Origin of the sequence: Kitasatospora sp. McL0602 (assembly GCF_052076145.1) — a bacterium.
Lineage (GTDB): Bacteria > Actinomycetota > Actinomycetes > Streptomycetales > Streptomycetaceae > Kitasatospora.
In genome coordinates, this window is sequence record NZ_CP197246.1 from 4355008 (window position 1) to 4378425 (window position 23418).

23 protein-coding genes are annotated in these 23418 nt (G+C 73.4%); 6 read left to right on the forward strand and 17 right to left on the reverse strand.

The window, feature by feature from the left end; genetic code table 11:
- Positions 1-347 precede the first annotated feature (347 nt).
- The gene (locus tag ACR68M_RS19855) at positions 348-854 is read left to right on the forward strand and encodes a hypothetical protein (RefSeq protein WP_441245451.1); all 507 of its coding nucleotides are present in this window, start codon (positions 348-350) and stop codon (positions 852-854) included.
- 26 nt (positions 855-880) lie between these two features.
- On the opposite strand, the gene ACR68M_RS19860 is transcribed toward ACR68M_RS19855, so the two are convergent.
- The 15 genes from ACR68M_RS19860 to ACR68M_RS19930 all read right to left on the reverse strand — a co-directional run bounded on the left by ACR68M_RS19860 (position 881) and on the right by ACR68M_RS19930 (position 14263).
- On the reverse strand, positions 881-1234 hold the full coding sequence (locus ACR68M_RS19860; RefSeq protein ID WP_441245452.1) for a histone-like nucleoid-structuring protein Lsr2: 354 nt from the start codon (positions 1232-1234) through the stop codon (positions 881-883).
- A 94-nt stretch (positions 1235-1328) separates the two neighbouring features.
- Positions 1329-1865: an amino-acid N-acetyltransferase gene (locus ACR68M_RS19865; protein WP_441245453.1), complete on the reverse strand. Its 537-nt coding sequence runs from the start codon at positions 1863-1865 to the stop codon at positions 1329-1331.
- A 9-nt stretch (positions 1866-1874) separates the two neighbouring features.
- Positions 1875-2276: a BlaI/MecI/CopY family transcriptional regulator gene (locus tag ACR68M_RS19870; RefSeq protein WP_441245454.1), complete on the reverse strand. Its 402-nt coding sequence runs from the start codon at positions 2274-2276 to the stop codon at positions 1875-1877.
- 102 nt (positions 2277-2378) lie between these two features.
- A complete protein-coding gene (locus ACR68M_RS19875; RefSeq protein ID WP_441245455.1) occupies positions 2379-2543 on the reverse strand; it encodes a hypothetical protein in 165 nt (54 codons plus the stop codon).
- Complete coding sequence (gene lysX, locus ACR68M_RS19880; protein ID WP_441245456.1) at positions 2540-4129, reverse strand: bifunctional lysylphosphatidylglycerol synthetase/lysine--tRNA ligase LysX; 1590 nt, start codon at positions 4127-4129, stop codon at positions 2540-2542. The genes ACR68M_RS19875 and lysX overlap by 4 nt, the downstream gene beginning before the upstream one ends.
- Positions 4130-4197: 68 nt before the next feature.
- A complete protein-coding gene (locus ACR68M_RS19885) occupies positions 4198-4908 on the reverse strand; it encodes a hypothetical protein (RefSeq protein ID WP_441245457.1) in 711 nt (236 codons plus the stop codon).
- A 108-nt stretch (positions 4909-5016) separates the two neighbouring features.
- Positions 5017-5808: a type III pantothenate kinase gene (locus ACR68M_RS19890; RefSeq protein ID WP_441245458.1), complete on the reverse strand. Its 792-nt coding sequence runs from the start codon at positions 5806-5808 to the stop codon at positions 5017-5019.
- A gap of 28 nt (positions 5809-5836) precedes the next feature.
- Positions 5837-6835 (reverse strand): carboxylating nicotinate-nucleotide diphosphorylase, encoded by a 999-nt coding sequence (gene nadC / locus ACR68M_RS19895; protein ID WP_441245459.1) that lies wholly within the window; start codon positions 6833-6835, stop codon positions 5837-5839.
- 4 nt (positions 6836-6839) lie between these two features.
- Entirely contained in the window at positions 6840-8528 is a 1689-nt protein-coding gene (locus ACR68M_RS19900; protein WP_441245460.1) for an L-aspartate oxidase, read from the reverse strand.
- Between the two features lie 17 nt (positions 8529-8545).
- Entirely contained in the window at positions 8546-9031 is a 486-nt protein-coding gene (gene panD, locus ACR68M_RS19905) for an aspartate 1-decarboxylase (protein ID WP_441245461.1), read from the reverse strand.
- Between the two features lie 62 nt (positions 9032-9093).
- Positions 9094-10011: a pantoate--beta-alanine ligase gene (gene panC, locus ACR68M_RS19910; RefSeq protein WP_441245462.1), complete on the reverse strand. Its 918-nt coding sequence runs from the start codon at positions 10009-10011 to the stop codon at positions 9094-9096.
- Positions 10011-10952 (reverse strand): Rossmann-like and DUF2520 domain-containing protein, encoded by a 942-nt coding sequence (locus ACR68M_RS19915; RefSeq protein ID WP_441245463.1) that lies wholly within the window; start codon positions 10950-10952, stop codon positions 10011-10013. Before ACR68M_RS19915 ends, panC begins: the two co-directional genes overlap by 1 nt.
- A gap of 68 nt (positions 10953-11020) precedes the next feature.
- Entirely contained in the window at positions 11021-12211 is a 1191-nt protein-coding gene (locus ACR68M_RS19920; protein ID WP_441245464.1) for a sensor histidine kinase, read from the reverse strand.
- A gap of 140 nt (positions 12212-12351) precedes the next feature.
- Positions 12352-13035, reverse strand: coding sequence for a response regulator (locus tag ACR68M_RS19925; RefSeq protein ID WP_441245465.1), 684 nt, complete (start codon positions 13033-13035; stop codon positions 12352-12354).
- Positions 13036-13057: 22 nt separating this feature from the next.
- A complete protein-coding gene (locus ACR68M_RS19930; protein WP_441245466.1) occupies positions 13058-14263 on the reverse strand; it encodes a sensor histidine kinase in 1206 nt (401 codons plus the stop codon).
- Positions 14264-14368: 105 nt separating this feature from the next.
- Here ACR68M_RS19930 and ACR68M_RS19935 point away from each other — a divergent pair, with 105 nt between their 5' ends.
- Both ACR68M_RS19935 and ACR68M_RS19940 read left to right on the forward strand, forming a co-directional pair.
- Positions 14369-15385, forward strand: a complete 1017-nt coding sequence (locus tag ACR68M_RS19935) for an SAM-dependent methyltransferase (protein WP_441245467.1) — start codon at positions 14369-14371, stop codon at positions 15383-15385.
- Positions 15382-16566, forward strand: a complete 1185-nt coding sequence (locus ACR68M_RS19940; protein ID WP_441245468.1) for an NADH-quinone oxidoreductase subunit D — start codon at positions 15382-15384, stop codon at positions 16564-16566. The genes ACR68M_RS19935 and ACR68M_RS19940 overlap by 4 nt, the downstream gene beginning before the upstream one ends.
- A 36-nt stretch (positions 16567-16602) precedes the next feature.
- Here ACR68M_RS19940 and ACR68M_RS19945 read toward each other — a convergent pair whose 3' ends face one another.
- Entirely contained in the window at positions 16603-17391 is a 789-nt protein-coding gene (locus tag ACR68M_RS19945) for a hypothetical protein (RefSeq protein ID WP_441251656.1), read from the reverse strand.
- A 263-nt stretch (positions 17392-17654) separates the two neighbouring features.
- On the opposite strand from ACR68M_RS19945, the gene ACR68M_RS19950 reads away from it, so the two are divergent.
- From ACR68M_RS19950 to ACR68M_RS19960, 3 genes are all read left to right on the forward strand, one after another.
- Positions 17655-18023: a WXG100 family type VII secretion target gene (locus tag ACR68M_RS19950; protein WP_441245469.1), complete on the forward strand. Its 369-nt coding sequence runs from the start codon at positions 17655-17657 to the stop codon at positions 18021-18023.
- A 178-nt stretch (positions 18024-18201) separates the two neighbouring features.
- On the forward strand, positions 18202-21222 hold the full coding sequence (locus ACR68M_RS19955; protein WP_441245470.1) for a toxin glutamine deamidase domain-containing protein: 3021 nt from the start codon (positions 18202-18204) through the stop codon (positions 21220-21222).
- Positions 21219-22520, forward strand: coding sequence for an SUKH-4 family immunity protein (locus ACR68M_RS19960; RefSeq protein ID WP_441245471.1), 1302 nt, complete (start codon positions 21219-21221; stop codon positions 22518-22520). Before ACR68M_RS19955 ends, ACR68M_RS19960 begins: the two co-directional genes overlap by 4 nt.
- Positions 22521-22541: 21 nt before the next feature.
- On the opposite strand, the gene ACR68M_RS19965 is transcribed toward ACR68M_RS19960, so the two are convergent.
- Positions 22542-23276, reverse strand: coding sequence for a hypothetical protein (locus ACR68M_RS19965; protein ID WP_441245472.1), 735 nt, complete (start codon positions 23274-23276; stop codon positions 22542-22544).
- Between the last annotated feature and the right edge of the window lie 142 nt (positions 23277-23418).

Below are 23418 nucleotides of genomic sequence, written 5' to 3' on the forward strand. Positions count from 1 at the left end.
TGATGCTGGGAGACGGTGTTCCCCGAGTGGGGCACGATGCACCCCATTCCGCTACGCCATCGGCGAACAAGCGCCCCCGATGGTGTGGGGAGTTGGCCCCGCAGAGCTCCTCGGACAGTGCCGACGACCCTGCCCACCTGCATTCATACCTGGTATCGGGGCGAGATTCCCGTAGTTTCCGCAGAGGTCTTGTTCGCCTGGCGAGAAGTCCGGGGGGACATACGGGGAACATACGGGGGAACTGTGCCCCAGACCGGCAACCCCGAACACCCGCCGGGGCAGATCCGGTGCGGCCGAACAGGTGGCACCGGCGTGACCGCTGCGGCCCCTCCTGCGTTGCACAGCGCATGACCGCCGCGCCGCCTCCGCTGCCGGTGCGGGGCCCGGCGGCCGCGCAGTCGCCGCTCCTGGCCGGGAGCCCGGCGGCGGCGTTGTACGGCTCCGACCGGGTGGAGGTGGCCCGCCCGGTCGGGCTGGCCGTGCTCGGGCGCCTCGACCGGCTGGGCCGCGGTTGCGGCCCGGTGGTCGGGCTGGGCGGCGTCGCCGCCTTCCTGCTCGCTCCCGGGATCGCCGAGACCGTGCCCGAGCTGTTGTGCTGGCTGGGCTGGGGCGCCGAACTGGGGCTCGCCCTCCGCCCCCGTCAGGCGGGCGCCCCGGTGCCACGGCCGCGGGGCGCGGAGGAGATGCCCCCACGCCCCGAACGCACGGGTGGCCCCGTCGCCCCTGCCGTCTGGCTGCGCCGCGCGGATCACGGCCCTGGGCTGGACCTGGACTCGCCCGCTCTGCTGCGACTGCTCGACTGCCTGGCGGACGCCTGCGCCCGGGACCTCATGGGCCTGGCGCCGCAGACCTGACCTGACGTGTCGAGCTGCCCGCGTCGTCAGGACGCGTTGGCCCGCTCGTACGCCTCGCGGACGGTGCTCGGGACGCGGCCGCGGTCGTTGACCTCGTAGCCGTTCTCCTTCGCCCAGGAGCGGATCTTCGCGGTGTCCGCGGCACCGGCGGCGCTGCGGGCGGCGCCCCGGCCGGCGGTGGTGCGGCGCGCGCTGGTCAGCCGACCGCTCTGCTTACGACCCTTGTCGACGTACGGAGTGAGCAGACCACGCAGCTTCTCCGCGTTGTCGCTCGTCAGATCGATCTCGTAGGCAACGCCGTCAAGGGCGAACGTCACCGTCTCGTCCGCCGAACCGCCGTCGAGATCGTCTTCAAGAATGACCTGCACCCTCTGTGCCACGGGCTTCCCTTTCCGCGTAAACGACCCAATGCCTTGAGGAAAGGAAACCGTCTTTCTCCGGAAAACACAAACCCTTGGTGGCCGGAGGCCCGGTTCAGAGGTGGAGCAGCATGCGAGAGTTGCCCAGCGTGTTGGGCTTCACCCGCTCCAGGTCCAGGAACTCCGCGACGCCTTCGTCGTACGAGCGCAGAAGTTCCTCATAGACATCCGTAGCGATCGCCGCCGGATCTGTCGTACCATCGTCGGTTTCGTAGACCTCACCGATCTCGACGAAACCGTGTTTCGCGAAGAACGCCACCTCGAACGTCAAGCAGAAAATCCGACGGACGCCCAGCCAGCGCGCGGTCTGGAGCAGCTTCTCCAGCAGTAGGTGCCCGAGCCCGAGGCCCTTGCAGGACGGGTCGACGGCGAGGGTGCGCACCTCGGCCAAGTCCTCCCACATCACGTGCAGGGCGCCGCAGGCGACGACCAGGCCGTTGTCGTCGCGCTCGGCGACCCAGAACTCCTGTACGGATTCGAACAACGTGACCGTCGGCTTGTCGAGCAGAATGCCGTTGCGCGAGTAGCCGTCGATGAGCCGTCGCACCGCACGCACGTCTGTGGTCCGCGCCCGGCGGATGGTGACCTCCATGGCGGGACGTTATCGCGTCGCCGGGCCGTCGGTCTCCCCGGTATCGGCCCCGGCGTCCGGCAGCACCCGCAGCGCGTCCCGGAGGGCCTCCCGCTGCTCGGGGGACATCATCCCGAAGAAGTGCACCAGGGCCGCCGCGGGATTGTCGCTAGTCGCCCACGCGTCGTTCATCAGCGCGGCGGTGTATGCCTCGCGGGAGGAGACGGGTTCATATCGATACGCCCGGCCCACCTGCTCGCGGCGCAGCCAGCCCTTTCTGAAGAGCTTGTCGAGCACGGTCATGACGGTGGTGTACGCGATATCACGTTCTGCCTGCAGATCGAGCAGAACCTCGCGAACGGTGACCGGGCGGTTCCACTGCCACACCCTGGTCATGACGTCGTTCTCTAGTTCTCCGAGTTGCCGCACCATAGTCCGGCCAGGATAGGGAATGATTCGGACAAAATTTGCTCTTGGGGGCAAACCGGCGCGCCGCCACCCCGGGTGGGGGTGGCGGCGCGCCTGGTGGAGCTGTTATTCGGCGGTACGGGCCGTGGCGGCGGAGCGGGCCAGCGCGTCGGCGGCGGCGTCCTCCTTGCCCTTCTGGGCGCCGCCCTGGCTGCGGATGATGGCCCGCACCAGGAGGCCGAATCCGATGGCCATCACCAGCGGGGGCACGATCGCACTGACGTAGTTCACTCGGTCACGTCCTCGGTCTGGGTGTCCTCAGCGGTCTGGGCGTCCTCGGCTGCCTTGGCGGTCGCCTTGGCCTCCGGCTTGACGATCGGGAAGAGCACCGTCTCGCGGATGTTCTTGCCCGTCAGCAGCATGATCAGGCGGTCCACCCCGAGGCCGAGGCCACCGGTCGGTGGCATCGCGTACTCCAGGGCCCGCAGGAAGTCCTCGTCCACCTGCATCGCCTCGACGTCGCCGCCGGCCGCCAGCAGCGACTGGGCGGTCAGGCGGGCGCGCTGCTCGACCGGGTCGACCAGCTCCGAGTAGGCGGTGCCGATCTCGGTGCCGAAGATGACCAGGTCCCACTTCTCCGCCACGCCCGGGATCGAGCGGTGCTGGCGGGTCAGCGGCGAGACCTCGGTCGGGTAGTCCTTGATGAAGGTCGGCTTGATCGCGTGGTGCTCGAGCAGTCGCTCGACCATCTCCAGCACGATCTGGCCGTGGCCCCACTCCTTCTCCCACGGCACCCCGGCCTTGTCGGCGAGCGTGCGCAGCTCCTCGACGGTGCTCCCGGGGGAGATCTCGGTGCCCAGGTGGGCGGAGATGCCGGGGTAGACGCTGACCTCGGCCCACGGCTCGGCCAGGTCGATCTCGTGCTCCTGGCCGTCCGGGCCGATGCCGCGCACGACGGTGGTGCCGAGCGCGTCGCGGGCCGCGTTCACGATGGTCGCGCGGATCAGCTCGGCCTGGGTGTCGTAGTCGCCGTAGGCCTCGTACGACTCCAGCGAGGTGAACTCGGGGTTGTGCGTCGAGTCCGCGCCCTCGTTGCGGAAGTTGCGGTTGATCTCGAAGACCTTCTCGGCGCCGCCGACGACCAGGCGCTTGAGGTAGAGCTCCGGGGCGATCCGCAGGAAGAGGTCGATGTCGTACGCGTTGATGTGGGTGGTGAACGGGCGGGCGTTGGCGCCGCCGTGCACGGGCTGCAGCATCGGGGTCTCGACCTCGATGTAGCCCCGGTCCTCGTAGGTGCGGCGGATCGAGCGGACGACCTTGCTGCGCAGGTGCAGGATCTCCCGCGCCTCCGGGTTCACGATCAGGTCGACGTACCGCTGGCGGACCCGGGCCTCCGGGTCGGTCAGGCCCTTGTGCTTGTCGGGCAGCGGGCGCAGGCACTTGGCGGTGAGCTCCCAGCGGTCCACCATGACGCTCAGCTCGCCGCGGCGGGAGGTGATCACCTCGCCCTCGACGCCGACCTGGTCGCCGAGGTCGATGTCGGCCTTCCAGGCCGCCAGCCGCTCGTCGCCCAGCTTGTCCAGGGAGAACATCACCTGGAGGTCGCCGGAGCCGTCGCGCAGGGTGGCGAAGCACAGCTTGCCGCCGGTACGGGCCAGGATCACCCGCCCGGTGATGCCGACCCGCTCGCCGGTCGCCACGTCCGGCTCCAGGTCCGGGTGCTTGGCCCGGAGGTCGGCGATGGTGCTGGTACGGGGGAAGCCGACCGGGTACGGGTCGACGCCGGCCGCCCGGAGCCGGTCCAGCTTCTCGCGCCGGACGCGCATCTGCTCGGGGAGGTCGTCGGTCGCGGGGACACCAGGGTTCTGATCGCTCACCCCCCCAGGGTAGCCACCGTTACGGGGTGTCCCGCCACGGGATATCCCGTGGCGGGTCGCGGGGCTGCTCAGCCGGTGGCGAGCTCGAGCTTGTCGGGGTCGGGGGTGGGGGGCTGCTCGGGCTCCTGGTGGGTGCGGCGGCCGAAGAGTTCGGCGGGGGTGGGCATCCGGCGGGGCTGGGGGCGGGCCGGGGTCGGCGGGGCCTTGGGGGTGGCGCCGGCGGGGTTGCTCATCGGGATCCGTCCTCCAACGGGGGTAGGGAGACTGCTCGGTGCGGAGAGTGGTTCGGAGGCCGGGTTGGGCACGGCGGTGAGGTGGCGCTGGCCGTTGCCGAGGGCCAGGCGCTCGCGGACCTCGGCCTCGGCGATGGCGTGGCAGCGGCCGGCCAGCCGGGAGCGGCGGGAGCGTTCACCGGAGCCGCAGGGGAGGCGGGCCAGGGCGCGCAGTGCGGCGAGGTCCTCGGGGCCGGGCAGGTAGCCGTCGGTGACGGCCTCCTCCAGGCGCTCCAGGTACCCGGCCGCGCTGCCGGGCAGGGCGGCGCGGTACCGGGCCAGGTCGGCGAGCAGGAAGGCCCGCAGCCGCCCGCCCTCGTGGACGGCCTCGTCGACGGCCTCGGCGAGCCGCAGTGACTCCTGGACGTCCTCGGCCCAGAAGGCGGGGACGACGGCCTGGTGCGGCGCGTGGACGGGGTACAGGGCTTGGGCGAGAGCACGGCGCAGCACGCGGACTTCGTCGGCGCTGAAGGCCATGCCGCCGCGCGATCCGTGTGGCGTAGGCATGACCTGACAGTACGTGGCGTACGTCCGATTTATGGCTATTGCGGACGTGTCTGTACCGATTGGCGGATCGTTGGTTGATCCGATCGGCGCTCAGCAGGTGATCGGCCGTCAGGCGGCGGGCTTGTTGCGCTCGAAGACCAGCCGGAGGCCGATCAAGGTGAGCCAGGGCTCGTGCACGTCGATCGCGCTCGCCTCGCCGAGGACGAGGGGGGCCAGGCCGCCGGTGGCGATCACCTGGACGTCCTCCGGGTCCTTCGCGAGCTCCCGGGCCATCCGCTCGACCAGGCCGTCGACCTGGCCCGCGAAGCCGTAGAGGATGCCGGACTGCATGCCCTCGACGGTGTTCTTGCCGATCACGTTGCGCGGGCGGGCCAGCTCGATCTTGCGGAGCTGGGCGCCGCGCATGCCGAGCGCCTCGACGGAGATCTCGATGCCGGGGGCGATCGCGCCGCCGACGTAGTCGCCGCGCTCGTTGATCGCGTCGAAGGTGGTGGCCGTGCCGAAGTCGACGACGATGCACGGGCCGCCGTAGAGGTGGTTGGCGGCGAGCGCGTTGACGATGCGGTCGGCGCCGACCTCCTTCGGGTTGTCCATCAGGACGTGCACGCCGGTCTTCACACCGGGCTCCACGATCACCGCGGGGACGTCGCCGTAGTAACGGCGCGTCACCTCGCGGAGCTCGTGCAGCACGGCGGGCACCGAGGAGCAGATCGCCAGCCCGGCGACCTGGTCCTCGGCGGAGATGATCGGGTGCGAACCCATCAGCCCCTGCATCAGCACCGCCAGTTCGTCGGCCGTGCGCCGGGGATCGGTGGAGATCCGCCAGTGCTCGACGATCTCCTCACCGTCGAACAGGCCGAGCGTGGTCTGGGTGTTGCCGACGTCGATGGTGAGGAGCATGGGCTGCTTTCTAACAGGAGAGGCGAGGTCAGGAACGCAGGTCCAGGCCGATGTCCAGGATCGGCGAGGAGTGGGTCAGGGCCCCGACGGCGAGGTAGTCGACACCAGTCTCGGCGACCTCGCGGGCGGTGGCCAGGGTCAGGCCGCCGGAGGCCTCCAGCTTGGCCCGGCCGGCCACCAGGGCGACGGCCTCCTTGAGCTGGGCGACGGTGAAGTTGTCCAGCAGGATCAGGTCCGCACCGGCCTCCAGGACGGGCGTGATCTGCTCGACGGTGTCGACCTCGATCTCGACCGGCAGCTCCGGGTACGCGGCCCGGACGGCCCGGAACGCCTCGGCGACGCCGCCGGCCGCGACCACGTGGTTGTCCTTGACCAGGGCGGCGTCGGAGAGCGCCATCCGGTGGTTGACGCCGCCGCCCGCGCGGACCGCGTACTTCTGCAGGGCGCGCAGGCCCGGCGTGGTCTTGCGGGTGTCGCGGACGACCGCGCCGGTGCCCGCCAGGGCGTCGGCCCAGGCGCGGGTCGCGGTCGCGATGCCGGAGAGGTGGCAGAGCAGGTTGAGCGCGCTGCGCTCGGCGGTCAGCAGGTCGCGGGTGCGGCTGCGGACGGAGAGCAGCACCTGACCGGCCTCGACCAGGTCGCCGTCCTCGACGTGCCGCTCGACCTCGAACTCCTCCTCGCAGACCAGCGAGACGACGGCCTCGGCGACCCGCAGGCCCGCCACGACCCCGGCCTCGCGGGCGGTGAAGTCGGCCGTGGCGACGGCATCGGCGGGGACGGTCGCCACCGAGGTGACGTCCTCGCCGCCCGCGAGGTCCTCGGCCAGTGCCAGGGTCGCGATGTCCTCGACCTCGACCGGGTCGAGCCCGGCCTCCTCCAGCAGCTCGGCCAGCGCCGGGTCGAGCCCGGTCTCGTACGCCTCGGCGTCCCCGCAGGCGCAGCCGTCGCCGCAGCCGCCGCCCTGGTCGACCAGGGGGAGTTCCGCGTGGTCCGCGTGTTCCGCGTGGTCGTCGTGGGAGTGGGTCATGGTGTTACTGCTCCTCAGGAGTGCAGACGGGGGTGCCGGTGGCGACGGCGAGAGTGGTGATCAGGTGGCGCTGCCACTGCGCGTCGTCCCGCTCGGGGAAGTCCTCGCGCCAGTGGCAGCCCCGGGTCTCCTGCCGCTGGGCGGCGGCGGCGACCAGGGCGGTGGCGACCAGGTGGAGGTTGACGGCCTCCCAGGTCTCCACCCGGGGGTCGGCGGGCTTCTCCTCGGCGGCGTGGGTGAGCGCCTCCTCGGCGAGCCGGGCCAGGCCGTCGGCGGCGGCGGCCATGCTGGTGGCCGAGCGCAGCACGCCCGCACCGGCCGACATCAGCCGCTGGATCTCGGCCCGTGCCTCGGGCGCGAGCAGCGGCACGCTGCGGGCGGCGCGGGCCCCCGGGACGTCGACCGAACGCTCGGGCAGCTCGCCCGCGCGGTGCCGCGCGACCAGGTCCGCCGCGATCCGCTCGGCGAAGACCAGGCCCTCCAGCAGCGAGTTGGAGGCCAGCCGGTTGGCGCCGTGCACGCCGGTGCAGGCGACCTCCCCGCAGGCGTACAGGCCCGGCACGGTGGTGCGGCCGAGCAGGTCGGTGCGGATGCCGCCCGAGGCGTAGTGCGCGGCCGGGGCGACGGGGATCGGCTCGGTGACCGGGTCGATCCCGTGCGAGCGGCAGGAGGCGAGGATGGTGGGGAAGCGTTCGGCCCACATCTCGGCGCCGAAGTGCCGCCCGTCCAGGTACATGTGCTCGGTGCCGTGCTCCTGCATCCGGCGGGTGATCGCCTTGGCGACGATGTCGCGCGGCGCGAGCTCGTTCAGCTCGTGCTGCCCGACCATGAAGCGGACGCCGTCCGCGTCCACCAGGTACGCACCCTCGCCCCGGACGGCCTCGGAGACCAGCGGCTGCTGGCCCTCGGCGTCGGGGCCGAGCCAGAGCACCGTCGGGTGGAACTGGACGAACTCCAGGTCGGTGACCTCGGCTCCGGCGCGCAGCGCCAGCGCCACGCCGTCGCCGGTGGAGACCGCCGGGTTGGTCGTCGCGGAGAAGACCTGGCCCATGCCGCCGGTGGCGAGCACCACGGCGCGGGCCCGGATCGCGCCGACGCCGTCCCGCTGGCCCTCGCCCATCACGTGCAGGGTGAGACCGGCGGCGTGGCCGTCGGCGTCGGTGAGCAGGTCGAGCACGAGCGCGTGCTCGATCAGTTCGAGCCCGGGGTCGGAGCGGACGGCCTCGACCAGGGCGCGGGATATCTCGGCGCCGGTGGCGTCGCCGCCGGCGTGGGCGATCCGGCGGCGGTGGTGGCCGCCCTCGCGGGTCAGCAGGATCTCGCCGGCGGGGTCCAGGTCGAAGGCGGCACCGGTGGCGATCAGGTGCCGGACGGCGTCCGGGCCCTCGGTGACGAGGGTGCGCACGGCCTCCTCGTCGCAGAGCCCGGCACCGGCGACGAGGGTGTCGGCCAGGTGCTGCTCCGGGGTGTCCCCCTCACCCAGGGCGGCGGCGATGCCGCCCTGGGCCCAGCGCGTGGAGCCGTCGTCCAGCATCGCCTTGGTGACCACCATGGCCCGCAGGCCGGCCTTCCGGAGGTTGAGCGCGACGGTGAGACCGGCGACCCCGGAGCCGACCACGACCACGTCGGTGGTGGTGGTCCAGCCGGGGGCCGGGGCGGTCAGGCGATGAGCTGGGACGATTACTGGGGGCATCGTGTTCAGTGGCTCCTTCAGCGCGCGGCGGTGTCGGCCGCGGTGTCCAGGTCACCGTACGCCTGCTGGGGGACGCCCTGATCCGGGCCGGTGTGTGTCAGGTCGCCGCGCAGCAGACCGCTCCCGGCCTGCGCCTCGGCGGCGTCCGTGCCCATGCCGGTGATCTTGTTGTCGGCGTCCACGAAGACCACCTGAGGCACGTACCCCTTGGCCTCGGCCGTCTCCATCTGCCCGTAGGCGATCAGGATGACCAGGTCGCCCGGGTGCACGAGCCGGGCGGCAGCGCCGTTGATCCCGATCACGCCGGAGCCGCGCTCGCCCGCGATGGTGTAGGTCTCCAGGCGGGCGCCGTTGTTGACGTCGACGATGTGGACGAGCTCGCCGGGCAGCAGGTCGGCCGCGTCGAGCAGGTCCATGTCGACCGTCACCGAGCCCACGTAGTGCAGGTTGGCCTGGGTGACGGTGGCGCGGTGGATCTTGGACTTGAGCATGGTGCGGAGCATGGGGTCACGCCTCCATCGAGTGCATGCCGTACTTCGGCAGGGTGGTGAGGGTGTTGAGGGTGTTACCGGACGATGATGCGGACGTTGTCGATCAGGCGGGTGGAGCCCACCTTCGCGGCCACGGCCAGCACCGCCTCGCCCTGGAAGTCGTCGGCGGCTTCCACGCTGCAATCAATTTCCGTGAAGGCCTCCGGGTCGATCAGGGCGAGGTAGTCGAGGGTGATGCCGTCCGCGCCGTCGAGCACCGCCGCGGCGGCCTCGCGGACGGCCTTCGGGCCCTGGGCGGCGACGTCGCGCCCGGCCAGCAGGGCCTTGGAGAGGACGAGCGCGCGGGTGCGCTCCTCCTCGGAGAGGAAGCGGTTGCGGGAGGAGAGCGCCAGGCCGTCCTCCTCGCGGACGGTCGGGACGCCGATCACCTCCACGTCGAAGTCGAGGTCGGCGACCATCCGCTGGACGACCGCCAGCTGCTGGGCGTCCTTCTCGCCGAAGAAGGCGAAGTCCGGGTCGGTGATGTGCAGCAGCTTGGCGACGACGGTCAGCACCCCGTCGAAGTGGCCCGGCCGGGACGCGCCCTCGAACAGCTCGCCCATCGGGCCCGCCGACACCCGCACCTGCGGCGTGCCGTTCGGGTAGACCTCCTCCGGCAGCGGTGCGAAGACCACGTCCGCGCCGTTCTCCTCGGCCAGCCGGACGTCGGCGGCCAGCGTGCGCGGGTAGCGGTCCAGGTCCTCGCCCGCGCCGAACTGCAGCGGGTTGATGAACACCGTCACCGCGACCCGGCCCTCCGGCCCGACCTGCTTGCGGGCGGCCCGCACCAGCGCCGCGTGGCCCTCATGCAGCGCGCCCATCGTCATCACGACGGCGTTGTCCACCGGCTGCTCGTCCGGCCAGAAGGCCGGCTCGAAGTCGGCGATCGTGTGGGTCAGGACGGCCTTGCGGACCTTCGGGGCCTGCTTGCCGCGCTGCATCTTGCCCGCCATTACTTGGTCTCCTCGTTGAGTACGTCCAGCAGCGCCGCCGCCGCCTCTTCGTTCAGCGATCCGCTCCGGACCGCCCGCTGCGCGGTGGCCCGCGCCATCGCGCGGTAGGCCTGGCCGATGTCCGGGGCGGCCGTCGCCAGCTGCCCCAGGTGCTTGCGCACCGTACCGGTGTCGCCCCGGGCGACCGGGCCGGTGAGGGCGGCGTCGCCGGAGCGCAGGCTGTTGTCCAGGGCCGCGCCGAGCAGCGGGCCGAGCAGGCGGCCGGGCTCGGCGACACCCGCCTGCCGCAGCAGCTCCATGGCCTGCGCGACCAGGGTGACCAGGTGGTTCGAGCCGTGCGCCAGGGCCGTGTGGTAGAGCGGGCGGGTCTCCTCGGCGATCCACTCGGGCTCGCCGCCCATCTCCACCACCAGCGCCTCGGCGACCGGCCGCAGCTCCTCGGGCGCCGTCACGCCGAACGGGCAGCCGGCCAGCCGGGCCAGGTCGACGGAGGTGCCGGTGAAGGTCATCGCGGGGTGCAGCGCGAGCGGCAGCGCACCCACCCGGGCGGCCGGTTCGAGCACGGCGACGCCGTGCGAGCCGGAGGTGTGCACCAGTATCTGGCCCGGACGGACGGCGCCGGTGGCGGCCAGCCCGGCCACCAGCTCGGGCAGCGCGTCGTCGGGCACCGTCAGCAGCACCAGGTCGGCGGCGGCCAGCACCTGCGGCGGGGTCACCAGCCGGACGCCGGGCAGCAGTGCCTCGGCCCGGCGGCGGGAGACCACGGAGACGCCGGAGGCCGCCACCACGCGGTGCCCGGCCAGCTGGAGCGCCGCGCCCAGCGCGGGGCCGACCCGGCCGGTGCCGACCACGCCGACGGCGAGCCGCGCGGGCCGGTTGCCGGGGTCGGCGGGGTCGGCAAACGCGTCGGCGAAGGCCTCGAAGTCCTCGGACGTGCTCACGGCTCGGCTCTCGTCCTCACTCGTTCCCGTTCCAGTCCCTCGACGGGTACCGGACGTACCGGCCCATTCTACGGCTGGCGCAGGTTCTCCTCGGAGGACCTGGGCAGCGGCACCCGGAGCAGCACGTCGAACCCGCCGTCGTGCCGGGGCAGCGCGGTGAGGGTGCCGTCCAGCAGGGCGGCCCGCTCGCGCAGGCCGACGATGCCGTGCCGCCCGCCGGGCAGGGCCACCGGCGGTGCCTCCACGGTGGGGACGCCGTTGCGGACGGCCACCTCCAGGGTGTCCTCCTCGGCCGCCACCGTCACGGAGGTGATCGCCCCCGGCGCGTGCTTGCGGACGTTGGTCAGCGCCTCCTGGACGGTCCGGTACGCGGCCCGCTCCACCGGCTCCGGGACGGCCCGCCCGGCCAGGTCGATCCGCAGGCTGACGTCCACCTCGGAGGCGGCCACCAGCTTCGGCAGGTCGGCCAGCCGGGGCTGCGGTGCCAGCTCGGTCGGCCCGGCCCCGGCCGCCCGGAGCACCAGGATCATGCTGCGCAGCTCCTCCAGGGTCGCCACCGCGAGCCCGCGCACGGTGCCCGCGACCTTCCTCACGTCCGGGTCGCGGGCGGTCACCTCCAGCGCCCCGGCCTGCACGGCGATCAGCCCGGCCTGGTGCGAGACCACGTCGTGCATCTCGCGGGCGATCCGGGCCCGCTCCTTGGCGAGCACCGTCTCGGCGTGCAGCGCACGCTCCTGGTCGCGGACGGTGGCCAGCTCGGCCACCCGGTCGGAGAGGTCCTTGCGGGTCTGCGCGAGCAGGCCGAGCCAGGCCGGGCCGGTGCCCAGCATCACCGCGTAGATCAGCTGCTGGCAGAGCTCGCTGGCGGTCATGTGCACGAACTCGGAGACCGGCCAGGGGATGAACAGGCCGACCACCACCAGGGCCGTCGCGAGCACCCGCTGCCAGACCGGCCGGGCCGTCCGGGCCACGGTGTAGACGGCGACCATCGCCGCGATCAGCGCCCGGCCCGCGAACAGCCCCGGCAGGGCGGCGAGCAGCACGGTGAGCGGCAGCCGCCGGCGCAGCAGCAGCACCCCTGCGGCCGCGAGCGAGGCCCAGAAGCTCCAGTCGCGCGGCGGCGGGTAGTTGAGGGCGGCGTCCAGCCCGGCGGTCAGGACCAGCAGGAGGTCGATCGCGCGCTGGTGCCAGCGGGAGTGCGGCCGCCAGAGGAAGCTGACGAACCGGACCTGAGGGGCGGCGGGGGATGCTGCCGTCATGGGACTGTCCCGAATCTCCAGAGCACGGTGAGCCGTCGGACGGGGCTCGCGAGACGGTACCGCAGTCCGATTCGTCCGGAAAGACCCGACATCCGTAGTCGGCCGTGCACGGTCGGTCAGCGGTCCGTCAGCTGTGCCCGCTACTCCCCGGCGCGGACGAGCCCGGCCTCGTAGGCGAGGACCACGGCCTGGACGCGGTCGCGCAGGCCGAGCTTGGCGAGGATGCGGCCGACGTGGGTCTTGACCGTCGCCTCGGAGAGGGTCAGGCGGGCGGCGATCTCGCTGTTGGAGAGGCCCTGGGCGACGAGTAGGAAGACCTCGCGCTCGCGCTCGGTCAGCGGGGCGACCACCGTCGCGGCGGGGGTCGCCTGGGTGGTGGGGAGGACCTCGGCGAAGCGGTCGATCATCCGGCGGGTGGTGGTGGGCGCGACCACCGCGTCACCCGCGTGGACGGCCCGGATCGCCGCCACCAGCTCGGTCGGCGGCACGTCCTTGAGCAGGAAGCCGCTGGCGCCCGCCTTGAGTGCGGCGAAGGCGTACTCGTCCAGGTCGAAGGTGGTCAGGATCAGCACGTGCGGGGCGTCCGGCCGGGGCGTGCCGTCCGCCGCGAGGCAGATCTGCCGGGTCGCCTGGACGCCGTCCAGCCGGGGCATCCGGACGTCCATCAGGATCACGTCCACCTGCGTGTGCTCCAGCACCGTGAGGGCCTGCTGCCCGTCACCGGCCTCGGCGGCGATCTCGATGTCCTGCTGTGACTGCAACACCATCCGGAAGCCCGTGCGGAGCAGTTCCTGGTCGTCGACGAGCATCACGCGGATGGTCAAAGGGTGCTCCTTGGGTGGGGGTTCACTTGGCGGTCTTGAGCGGCATCACCGCGCGGATCCGGAAGCCGCCGCCCGGCCGGGGCCCGGCGTCCAGGATGCCGCTGACCATGCCGACGCGCTCGCGCATGCCGATCAGGCCGTGGCCGAGGCCGTCGGTGCCGCCGGTGCTGAGCTTCTCGTCGGTGGCGCCCCGGCCGTCGTCCTCGATCAGGACCTCCAGCTCGCGGTCGCGGAAGTCGACGGCGACGTTGGCCCGGACGTCCGGCCCGCCGTGCTTGCGGACGTTGGTCAGGGCCTCCTGGACGATCCGGTAGACCGTCAGCTCGACGCCCCGGGGCAGCTCGCGGGCCTCGCCGGAGGTCGAGAACTCGACCGGCAGCCCGGCGGTGCGGACCTGCTCCAGCAGGTCGGGCAGCTCCTCGACGCCCGGCTGCGGCACGTACTCGTCGGCGGTGTCGGCCGTCCGCAGGACACCGAGCAGGCGCCGCATCTCGACCAGCGCCTGACGGCCCGTCGCGGCGATCGTGCCGAGCGCCTCCTTGGCCTGCTGTGGCGAGTTCTCCATCACGTACGCGGCGCCGTCGGCCTGGACGATCATCACCGAGACGTTGTGCGCGACGACGTCGTGCAGCTCGCGGGCGATCCGGGCCCGCTCGGCGGCCACCGCGACCTTCGCCTGGGCGTCGCGCTCGCGCTCCAGCCGGGCCGCCCGGTCCTCCAGCTCGACCAGGTACGCCCGGCGGACGCGAGTCAGCCGGCCCCAGGCCCAGCAGAGCAGGAACGGCGTGGAGAGCAGCACGGAGAGGAAGGCCATCTGCGCGAAGCCCGGCCCGCTGTGGGGCTCCTCGGGGATGTAGTAGAACTTCCAGATCGACACCGGCCCGGAGATCAGGCCCATTCCGAGCGCCAGCCGGGAGGCCCAGGGCGGGCCGAAGGCGGCGGCGGTGTAGGCGAGCACCAGGAACCCGATGGCGGACATGCCGGGGATGATGTTGAAGGCGACCTGGGCGAGGCCGATCGCCACCCCGGCCGCCGTGGTGATCGCCGGGTAGCGGCGGCGGACCGCCATCAGCCCCGCGACGGCGAACGAGACGGCCGCACCCGAGACCGTCTGGTAGGTGGTCGCGTGGCCGATGAGCGAGAGCAGGCCGACGAACAGGACCAGCAGCGCCCAGGCGGAGTCGACCACCAGGGGGTGACGGCGGAGCCAGGCGTTGAGTCGATGCACAGGACAAGCCTAGGCAGTGGCCGGAGCCGTTCAGGTCCGCCGCTAGGGCGATCCGCTCTACTCCGCAGGGTGGAGACGCCCGCCCCACCGGTAACGTCCACCCTCATGAGCTGGCAGCGGTGGCGGACCGCCATGGAACAGGCCCTGTACGCGCCGGACGGCGGCTTCTACCGCAGGCCGGAGGGCCCGGCCGGGCACTTCCGAACCTCCGTGCACGCCTCACCGCACTACGCCGGGGCGGTCGCCCGCCTCCTGCGGGAGGTGGACGAGGCGCTCGGCCACCCCGACGGGATCGCCTTCGTCGATCTCGGGGCCGGGCGCGGTGAGCTGGTCACCGGGGTGCTCGCCGCCGTCGGGCCCGAGCTGGCGGGGCGGCTGCGCCCGTACGCCGTGGAGCTGGCCGACCGCCCGGACGGGCTGGCGCCGGGGATCACCTGGACGGACCGGATGCCCGAGGGGGTGACCGGCCTGCTCTTCGCCAACGAGTGGCTGGACAACGTGCCGCTGGACGTGGCGGAGCTGGACGAGGACGGGGTGCTGCGGCACGTCGAGGTGTCGTCGTCGGACGGCGAGGAGCGGTTGGCCGAGGCGGTCACCGGCGCCGACGCCGAGTGGGCCGCCCGCTGGTGGCCGGCCGACGAGCCCGGTGCGCGGGTCGAGCTGGGCGCCCCCCGGGACGCCGCCTGGGCGGCGGCCGTCGGCGGGCTGGAGCGCGGTCTCGCCGTCGCGGTGGACTACGCGCACGGCCGGGCCGACCGGCCGCTGTTCGGCACGCTGACCGGCTTCCGGGCCGGGCGTGAGGTGCGGCCGGTGCCCGACGGCAGCTGCGACGTCACCGCGCACGTCGCGCTGGACTCGGCGGCCGTCCCCGGCCTCCACAGCCTGTGGACGACGCAGCGCGAGGCGCTGCGGGCCCTCGGCGTGCAGGGTGCGCGCCCCCCGCTCGCACTGGCGTCGAGCGACCCGGTGGCGTACCTGCGGGCGCTCGGCGGCGCAGGCGAGGCGGCCGAGCTGACCGACCCGGCCGGGCTCGGCGCGTTCCGGTGGTTGACACAGACGGTCCGAATGCCGGTACCGCAGGCCCTCGGAGGGCTGTCGGGGTGGCAGACTCTCACCCCATGAGGGAGACGACGGTCGGCATCGGCGCGGGTGCGGCCCAATTCGATGAACACGGCGTGACGGGCGAGCTGGGCACCACTGACATGGTGCTCAACATCGGCCCGCAGCACCCGTCCACCCACGGTGTGCTGCGGCTGAAGCTGGTGCTGGACGGTGAGCGGATCGTCGCTGCCGAGCCGGTGGTCGGCTACATGCACCGAGGCGCGGAGAAGCTCTTCGAGGCCCGGGACTACCGGCAGATCATCATGCTGGCCAACCGGCACGACTGGCTCTCCGCCTTCGCCAACGAGCTGGGCGTGGTGCTCGCCGTCGAGCGGATGCTCGGCATGGAGGTGCCCGAGCGGGCGGTCTGGATCCGGACCATGCTCGCCGAGCTGAACCGGGTGCTCAACCACCTGATGTTCCTCGGCTCGTACCCGCTGGAGCTCGGCGGCATCACCCCGGTCTTCCACGCCTTCACCAGCCGGGAGGAGCTCCAGCACGTGCTGGAGGAGGCCTCCGGCGGCCGCATCCACTACATGTTCAACCGGGTCGGCGGCCTCAAGGAGGACATCCCGGCGGGCTGGCTCGGCCGGGTCCGCGCGGCGGTCGCGGCCGTCCGCTCGCAGCTGCCGGTCTTCGAGGACCTCGTCCTCGGCAACGAGATCTTCCGGGGCCGCACGGCGGGCGTCGGCGTGCTCTCCGCCGAGCACGTCCACGCGTACGGCGTCAGCGGCCCGATCGCCCGCGCCAGCGGGGTCGACTTCGACCTGCGGCGGGACGAGCCCTACCTGGCGTACGGCTCGCCGGAGCTGCGGGACGTCCTGACGGTCGTCACCCGCGAGGAGGGCGACTGCCTGGCCCGCTTCGAGTGCCTGATCGAGCAGACCGCCAACTCCCTCGACCTCGCCGACGCCTGCCTCGACAAGCTCGCCACCCTCGCCCCCGGGCCGGTCAACCTGCGGCTGCCCAAGGTGCTCAAGGCACCCGAGGGCGCCACCTACGCCTGGACGGAGAACCCACTCGGGGTCAACGGCTACTACCTGGTCTCCCGGGGCGAGAAGACGCCGTGGCGGCTCAAGCTGCGGTCGGCCTCCTACAACAACATCCAGGTGCTGACCGAACTGCTGCCCGGGACGCTCGTCGCGGACATGGTGGCGATCCTCGGGTCGATGTTCTTCGTGGTCGGGGACATCGACAAGTAGCGCTCCGGGCCCGCCCCGCCCCGCCCCGCCCCGCCCCTACCGTGCCGGGTCCGCCGGGTGCGGGGCGTGGGTGCGGTCGCTCTTCGTGGCGATGCGCTGCTCGCACAGGGCGGCCAGGGCCGCGTAGCCCTCGGGGCCCATCAGCTCGGTCAGCTCCGGGCGGTAGCTGACGTAGACCGGGTCCGGGCCGTTGTGGGCCTCGGGGCTGCCGGTGCACCACCAGTGCAGGTCGTGGCCGCCCGGACCCCAGCCACGGCGGTCGTACTCGCCGATGGTGACCTGGAGGTAGCGGGTGTCGTCCGGGCGGTCGATCCAGTCGTACGTGCGGCGGACGGGCAGCTGCCAGCAGACGTCCGGCTTGGTCTCCAGCGGCTCCTTGCCCTCCAGCAGGGCGAGGGTGTGCAGCGAGCAGCCTTCGCCGCCGGCGAAGCCGGGGCGGTTGAGGAAGATGCAGGCGCCGTCGACCCGTCGGGTCTGGCGGTCGCCGTCCTCGTCGAGCATCGTCATGCCGCCGTCGAGCTTGATCCGGCCCTTGGCGTCGGTGCCGTGCTCGAACAGCTGCCAGGTCTCGGGGGTGAGCCGGGCGGCATGCCCGGCGACGCGCTTCTCGTCGTCCTCGTCCGAGTAGTGGGCGCCCAGCGTGCAGCAGCCGTCGGACTCGCCCCGGCCGGGCCGGATGCCGTGGCAGCCCTTGCCGAAGATGCAGCTCCAGCGGGAGGTCAGCCAGGTCAGGTCGCAGCGGAAGACCTGCTCCTCGTCGGCCGGGTCGGCGAACTCCACCCAGGCACGGGCGAAGTCGAGCGGGGCCTCGTACCGCGTGGGCATGGCCAGGTCGATCAGGGTGCTGCTGCCGGTGCCCTTGGTGCTCTTGGGGGCCTTGCCGCTCTTGGGAGTCTTGGGGGTCTTGGACTTCTTCGGGGTCTCTGCTGCCACCCGGCAAGGGTATGGCCTCGAGGTACCCGGCGAGAGCGCCCGGCCGGGGCAGTCGTGAAGCCAGTGTGAGAAACCCACCCGGGACCTGCGGAGGCCCCGGGGCGGGGGCCTAGGATGGCGCCCGCCGGGCGGACGAGACACGGGGGAGTACACGGATGACGGCGAATGCTGCGGGTGGCGGCGGGGACTTTGTCCTCAAGCCGTGGGAACTGCACGGCGAGGGCCGGGAGTTCGAGAACATCTCGAACGACTTCGGCCGCGCCGCGATGACGCTCGAACAGGGCCTGGCCGGGCTCGGCACGCCCTGGGGCACCGACAAACCGGGCCACGCCTTCGGCGCCGCGTACACCGAGGCCCAGCCGCAGCTGGTGGCCGGGCTGCACGGCCTGGCGAGCCAGCTCGGCAGCGTCGGCACCGGCCTGCACACGATGGCCGACAGCGTGAGCGGTACCGAGGACGAGGTGGCGGCGAGCTTCGCACCCGGCAGCCACCCGGGAACCGGCGGGGCCCCCACGACGGTCTAGAGCCTGCGAGGGCCTCCGACCGGTAGCTGCCGCGCCGCAGCAGTGCCGTACCGAACAGTGCCGTACCGAGAAGCGCCGAACGACCAGCGCCGTAACGATCCACTGCCGTACTGATCCAGCGCCGTACTGCGGGTACTGCCGTACGTGTTCGATCCGTTGATCCCGAAGGGGGGACCAAGTGTCCCGGAGTTTGCCCGAGGACCTTGTCCCGGTGCTGGCGAAGACCGGCCATCACTGGCCCGAGGCGGACGAGGACGGGCTGCGCCGGGCCGCCGGTCTGTGGCGCGACTTCGGCGCCGAGGCCGAGCGGCTGGGCCGCCGTGGCGGGGACTCCGCACAGCGCGTCACCGGGGAGAACCAGGGACGCTCGGTGGACGCCTTCGCCGACCACTGGCGGGGCTTCTCGGGCAGCGGGCGCGGGCACCTGGACGACGCCCAGGCCGCCGCCGAGCTGCTCGCCAAGGCCTTCGACGCCGCAGCCGAGGCCACCGACCAGTGCAAGACCGGGATCGTCACCGCACTCGGCCGGCTCGCCGACGAGATGAAGGCGGGCAAGGCCGCCGAGGACAAGGCGAAGACCGCGCTGGGCGGCGGCGTGCTCGGCAGCATCGCCAAGGCGGTGACCACCGTCGCCGTGGACGCCGGTGAGCTGGCGCTGCTCGCGGCGGCCAAGCTGCACATCGGGCACCTGCTGGAGGAGCTCGGCGACCGGCTGGAGCAGGACCTCAAGAACGCCCTGAAGGAGCCGCCGGTCACCGCGCTGGAGCGGCTCGGCCAGGGCGAGCTGAAGATCAACCCCCGGGCCGGTGAGGTGCGCGCCGCCGTCGGCGGCGGCCAGCTGACCGGGCCGCTCGGCGCGGCTGCGGGCGGCGCCGTCGCGGTCGCCGGGATGCGCACCCTGCACGTCGAACTGCGCAAGGACGGCACGGTGGTGACCGACAGCGCCGGCGCCCCGGTGCTGGTCGACCAGACCGGCCGTCAGGTGATCGGCCTGGCCGGTGTCACGGTGCCGGTCGGCGAGAACGGCAAGCCGATGCTCGACCCGTACGGCAACCCCGAGGTGGTCGGCAAGGACGGCCAGCCGATCGTCGGGGTCGCGCTCGACAGCGCGGGCAAGCCGCTGACCGACCCGCAGGGGCGGCCGGTGCTGGTCGGCACCGACGGGAAGATCGGCGACAGCGGGCTCGTCCTGGCCCTCGACGGCCAGGGCAACCCGCTGACCGGCGCGGGCGGCAAGCCCCAGGTCCTTGACCAGCTCGGCCGACCGGTGAAGCCGAACCCGGACGGCACGTACCCGGACGGGACGAACCCGAACAGCAAGAAGCCCGACGGTACCTACCCCGACGGCACCAACCCCGACGGCACGGGCACACTGCCGGGCGGGAAGCCCAAGCTGCACATCGGCACCGACGGCAGCCTCGAACCGACCGACCCGACCTCGCCGCTCACCGACCCGCTCGCCCCGCTGACCGGCCCCAAGGCCGGAGCCGGGCTGCGGACCGGCCTGCCGGGCCTTGGCGGGGCACAGCTCGACCTCGGGCCCACGCCCCCGACGGGCAGCGGCACCGGCATCGACCCCACGCCCGTCGTGACCTCCAGCAGCGGTGGCGGTGGCGGCTACCGGCACCCGGAGCCGGTGCAACACCCGGTGGACACGGGCGGCCACAGCGGTGGCGGCTACAGCGCCGGTGGTGGCGGCGGTTACGGCGGCGGGTCCGGTGGCGGTTACGACGGCGGCGGGAGCGAGCCGTCGGTACCGCTCGGCCCCGTCACCGTGCACACCGACTCCGTCGCGGTCGTCGCGCCGCCGAGCGCGGCCAGTGTGCCGACGGCCTCCTCCGGCGGCGACCCGTGGGGCGCCGTCGGCTCCGGTGACGGGCCGTCGACTCCCTCCTCCGGCGGCTTCCGCGCGGACCCGCCGGTCAGCACCGGCCCGGTCGGCGTCGGTGGCGGCAGTGTCGGCAGCGTGCCGGTGAGCAGCGCCCCCGTCGGTGCCGGTGGCGGCGTGCTGCCCGGCCCGGTCGCACCCTCCGCACCGCCGATGGTGCCGGGCACCCCGGGCACCCCGGGTGCACCCGGTGCTCCGGCAGCGCCCGTCGCGGGCGCCCCGGCGGCCACCGGCGGCCCGGTCGCGCAGCAGGCGCAGACCGCGCCCGGCGCCGCCGGAGCCGGTGGGGCCTCCGGCGGCAGCAGTACCACCGCGATCGGTGCCGTCGGCATCCCGGCGCAGGACGCCCGCGCGTCGGCGGCCGGGCCGCGCCAGAGCGCCGGGGCGGCCGCCCCGGGCGCGGCGCCGATCCGCTCGTTCGCCGAGCAGGGCGACTACCGCCGCAGGCTCGACACCCCCGGCCACCCGGCGGGCGAGTGGTCCGCGCCGGTCGAGCCGGGCCAGGTCTCCGCCGCGTACCTCGTGGTGCAGTCGTACGGCCGTCAGCAGCCCCAACTCCCGGCCGAGCCGAGGCAGTCGCGGGCCCAGGACGACGGCCGCCCGTACGGCCTGCCCGGCGGGCTCGGGCCGGTCGACCCGGCGCACCAGCGCGAGGTCGAGCGCCGGATGCCCCGGACGGCGGACGGCACCTACCTGCCGCACCCCGACCCGCGCGCCGGGGACTGGGCCGAGGCGCTGAACGGCGGCGGCCACCGGGAGGGCGGCCGGGCCAACAACTGCGTCGACCTGGCGCTCTCCGGCGCCGGGACGTTCGCCGGACACCCCGCCTGCTCGGCCCCCCGACTGCCCGACGGGCCGTTCGGCGAGCGCGGCGGGCGCGACCGTGCCGAGCGTGAACTCGGCACCCGCTTCCGGGATCTGGGCGACGGCGACGGCGCGTTCGAGCAGCTCGTGCAGGCCCTGCGGCAGTCCGGTCCGGGCTCGCACGCGGTGCTGCTCACGCTGGACGAGTACGGCCGCTCGCACACCTGGAACGCCGTCCTGCACGGCGCCGCGGTGACCTACCTGGACCACCAGTCGGGCCGCCAGGCGGGCACCCCGCTGCACCCCGCCGACCAGGGGCTCTGGGCGATCGCACTCGACGCCGACTCCCGCCCGCTCGATCTGACGGAGCTCCAACTCGCCGTGGCGGCACCGCTGCCGACGGCCGAGCCGGAGCCCGAGCTCGTCGAGGCGAGTGCGGCGGCCGCGCCGCCGCGCTCACGCCTCACCGCCCACCGCACCGCCGGCACCAGGAGCAAGCGTCGATGACCACCCGCGAGCAGGCTCTCGATGCCGCCCACCGCTGGATCAACGGCGAGCTCCCGCAGGAGAGTTCGCGGGCCGTGCGGTGGCACGAGTTCGACCTCGGCTGGGTGGTCTGGCCCGAGCCGGCCCCCGTCCAGGTCGACCCGCTGACCGGTGTCCGCCGGGCACCCGAGGAGATCGGCGCGGCCTGCGCGGTGGTCGACCGGGTGACGGCCGAGCTGACGGTCTGGCCGTCCTTCCCCGTGCCCGAGATCGTCCAGCTCTACCGCGACAAGCTCGGCGCGGGCCGCTACGACCCCGCGCTGCCGCCCGTCACCGGCCCCGGCACCCGGGCCGACCTGACGTACCGGGACAGCCTCGGCGAGGAGAAGCGGCTCACCGTCCGCTCGGCCCACGGCAGCCCGCACCCCGCGCTGCGCGGCTGGTGGCAGCTCCAGCAGCAGGGCGTCAAGGCGGAGGACGTCGTCGCCGTCCACACCGACCTGCGGCTCGCCATGCTGCCCGGCTCCTACCTGGCGGCGGACATCGCCGCCGAACTCCCGGACAGCCGGATCAGCCATGAGCTGCTCTACGGCCCGCGCTTCGACCAGCGTGCGGCGGTGGTACGGCAGTTGGCCGCCGCCACGGCCGCCGCCGGTGCTGCCGAGCCCCGGCCGAACCGGGTGCCCTTCCCGCTCGCGGTGCCGCCCGCGCAGCCCGAGGCCGACCAGGCCCTCGCCGCCCGGCTGGCGGCGCAGTTCGGCCCGGACGGCGTCCGCCGGTTCGCGCCCGCCGACCTGCTCGCCGCCGACCTGTCGGAGGCCGTCGCCGGGCCGCTCCAGCACGTCGGTCTGCCGGTCGAGATCCCCGGCTGGTTCGCCCTGCACCACCCGCTCTCCGACGGTGTGCTCGACGGCACCCGCACCGGCCCGGTGCTCCCCGACGCCCCCGCCCACCTGGCGGCGGTCGGCGGCGGCCGCCGGGCCACCGAGGCCGCTCGGCAGGCCCTGCTCGGGCAGCACGTGCTCGGCACCGACGGCTGGGCGCTGTTCACCGTCGACGCGGCGGCCGGGCGGGTCCGCGCGGTCGACCCGCAGGACGCCACCGCCCGCTACTGCAACGCCGACGTCACCGCCTTCATCCGCTGCCTGGCCCTGCTCGCCGACCGCCTGCCCCGCCTGCGGGGTCTGCACCCCCACGCGGCGGGCCCGGCGGTCGCCGAGTTCCAGTGGGCCCTGGCGGGCCTGGACCGTACGGTCTTCGCCGACCCGGAGAACTGGTGGGCCGTGATCGTCGAACAGCTCTGGGACGGCCTGCTCTGACGGCTGGTCGTACGCTCGGCGTCAGCCCAGTTGGCGGGAGATCTGCTGGGCCTTCTCCTGCCCGTCCCGGTCGAGGCCGAAGAACCGGCCACCGGTGCTGAGCGCGATCCACGAGCCGTCGGAGAACCGCAGGTCGAGCCGCCAGGTCCACCACGAGCCGGGCACCTCGGGGCGCAGCCCGTACGCGCCCCGGGGCAGTTCGAACAGCGGCCGGGCGTCGTAGGGGCGGTCCCAGCGGACGCCGGGCGGGCGGCTCAGCAGGAGCATCCGACGGTCGGTCAGGACGAGGACGAAGTCGTCGTGCGCGACCCGCAGGTACGGCGTGGGCGTGGCCCGCACCGCCTGCCAGAACCGGCCGGCCAGGCTCTCCCGCCCTCCGCTCCACGAGCCGCCGTGCAGCGGTCGCCGGACGGCGCGGTAGAGCCGACGGAAGGGGTTCAGGCCGTAGCGGCGGCGGTAGCGGGGGCCGACGCCGAGCAGCTCCCGCAGCCCCAGTGGAAGCAGCACTCCCGCGAAGGCACGGACGACGTCCCAGAGGAGGCGGAAGGGCAGCAGGAAGAGCTGCTCCTGGAAGCGCTCGGCGTCGAAGTACAGCGGGAGGAGCGGGTCCAGTTCGGCCCAGTGCGCGCCGAGCACCGTCTCGCCGGGGTGCAGGTGCGGCTGGACGACCTGCGGCAGGGCGGCCCGCTGGTCGGCCGCCTTGGGGGCGGTGGAGGGTGCGGGGGCGGGCTGGGCGGACTGCTGATACGGGCTCAAGCTGGGCTTCTCCTCAATGCCTTGGCCGTGTCTTTAGCTGTTCTTTGATCAAATCTGCGGTTGATCGGGTGCAACCCACCCTAAGGTCAAGGGCGACACCAGGCAGTCAGTAGTATGAGCCGCTTTGATTGCGGACGCGGGG

What these genes read in the sequence shown, in the direction of transcription:
- ACR68M_RS19865 (WP_441245453.1), bottom strand. Translation starts at nt 1,865, where the DNA reads ATGGAGGTCACCATCCGCCGGGCGCGGACCACAGACGTGCGTGCGGTG.
- ACR68M_RS19950 (WP_441245469.1), top strand. Translation starts at nt 17,655, where the DNA reads ATGACGGCGAATGCTGCGGGTGGCGGCGGGGACTTTGTCCTCAAGCCG.
- ACR68M_RS19940 (WP_441245468.1), top strand. Translation starts at nt 15,382, where the DNA reads ATGAGGGAGACGACGGTCGGCATCGGCGCGGGTGCGGCCCAATTCGAT.
- ACR68M_RS19855 (WP_441245451.1), top strand. Translation starts at nt 348, where the DNA reads ATGACCGCCGCGCCGCCTCCGCTGCCGGTGCGGGGCCCGGCGGCCGCG.
- panC (WP_441245462.1), bottom strand. Translation starts at nt 10,011, where the DNA reads ATGGCGGGCAAGATGCAGCGCGGCAAGCAGGCCCCGAAGGTCCGCAAG.
- ACR68M_RS19920 (WP_441245464.1), bottom strand. Translation starts at nt 12,211, where the DNA reads ATGACGGCAGCATCCCCCGCCGCCCCTCAGGTCCGGTTCGTCAGCTTC.
- ACR68M_RS19870 (WP_441245454.1), bottom strand. Translation starts at nt 2,276, where the DNA reads ATGGTGCGGCAACTCGGAGAACTAGAGAACGACGTCATGACCAGGGTG.
- ACR68M_RS19935 (WP_441245467.1), top strand. Translation starts at nt 14,369, where the DNA reads ATGAGCTGGCAGCGGTGGCGGACCGCCATGGAACAGGCCCTGTACGCG.
- ACR68M_RS19900 (WP_441245460.1), bottom strand. Translation starts at nt 8,528, where the DNA reads ATGCCCCCAGTAATCGTCCCAGCTCATCGCCTGACCGCCCCGGCCCCC.
- ACR68M_RS19890 (WP_441245458.1), bottom strand. Translation starts at nt 5,808, where the DNA reads ATGCTCCTCACCATCGACGTCGGCAACACCCAGACCACGCTCGGCCTG.
- panD (WP_441245461.1), bottom strand. Translation starts at nt 9,031, where the DNA reads ATGCTCCGCACCATGCTCAAGTCCAAGATCCACCGCGCCACCGTCACC.
- ACR68M_RS19885 (WP_441245457.1), bottom strand. Translation starts at nt 4,908, where the DNA reads ATGCCTACGCCACACGGATCGCGCGGCGGCATGGCCTTCAGCGCCGAC.
- ACR68M_RS19960 (WP_441245471.1), top strand. Translation starts at nt 21,219, where the DNA reads ATGACCACCCGCGAGCAGGCTCTCGATGCCGCCCACCGCTGGATCAAC.
- nadC (WP_441245459.1), bottom strand. Translation starts at nt 6,835, where the DNA reads ATGACCCACTCCCACGACGACCACGCGGAACACGCGGACCACGCGGAA.
- ACR68M_RS19945 (WP_441251656.1), bottom strand. Translation starts at nt 17,391, where the DNA reads ATGCCCACGCGGTACGAGGCCCCGCTCGACTTCGCCCGTGCCTGGGTG.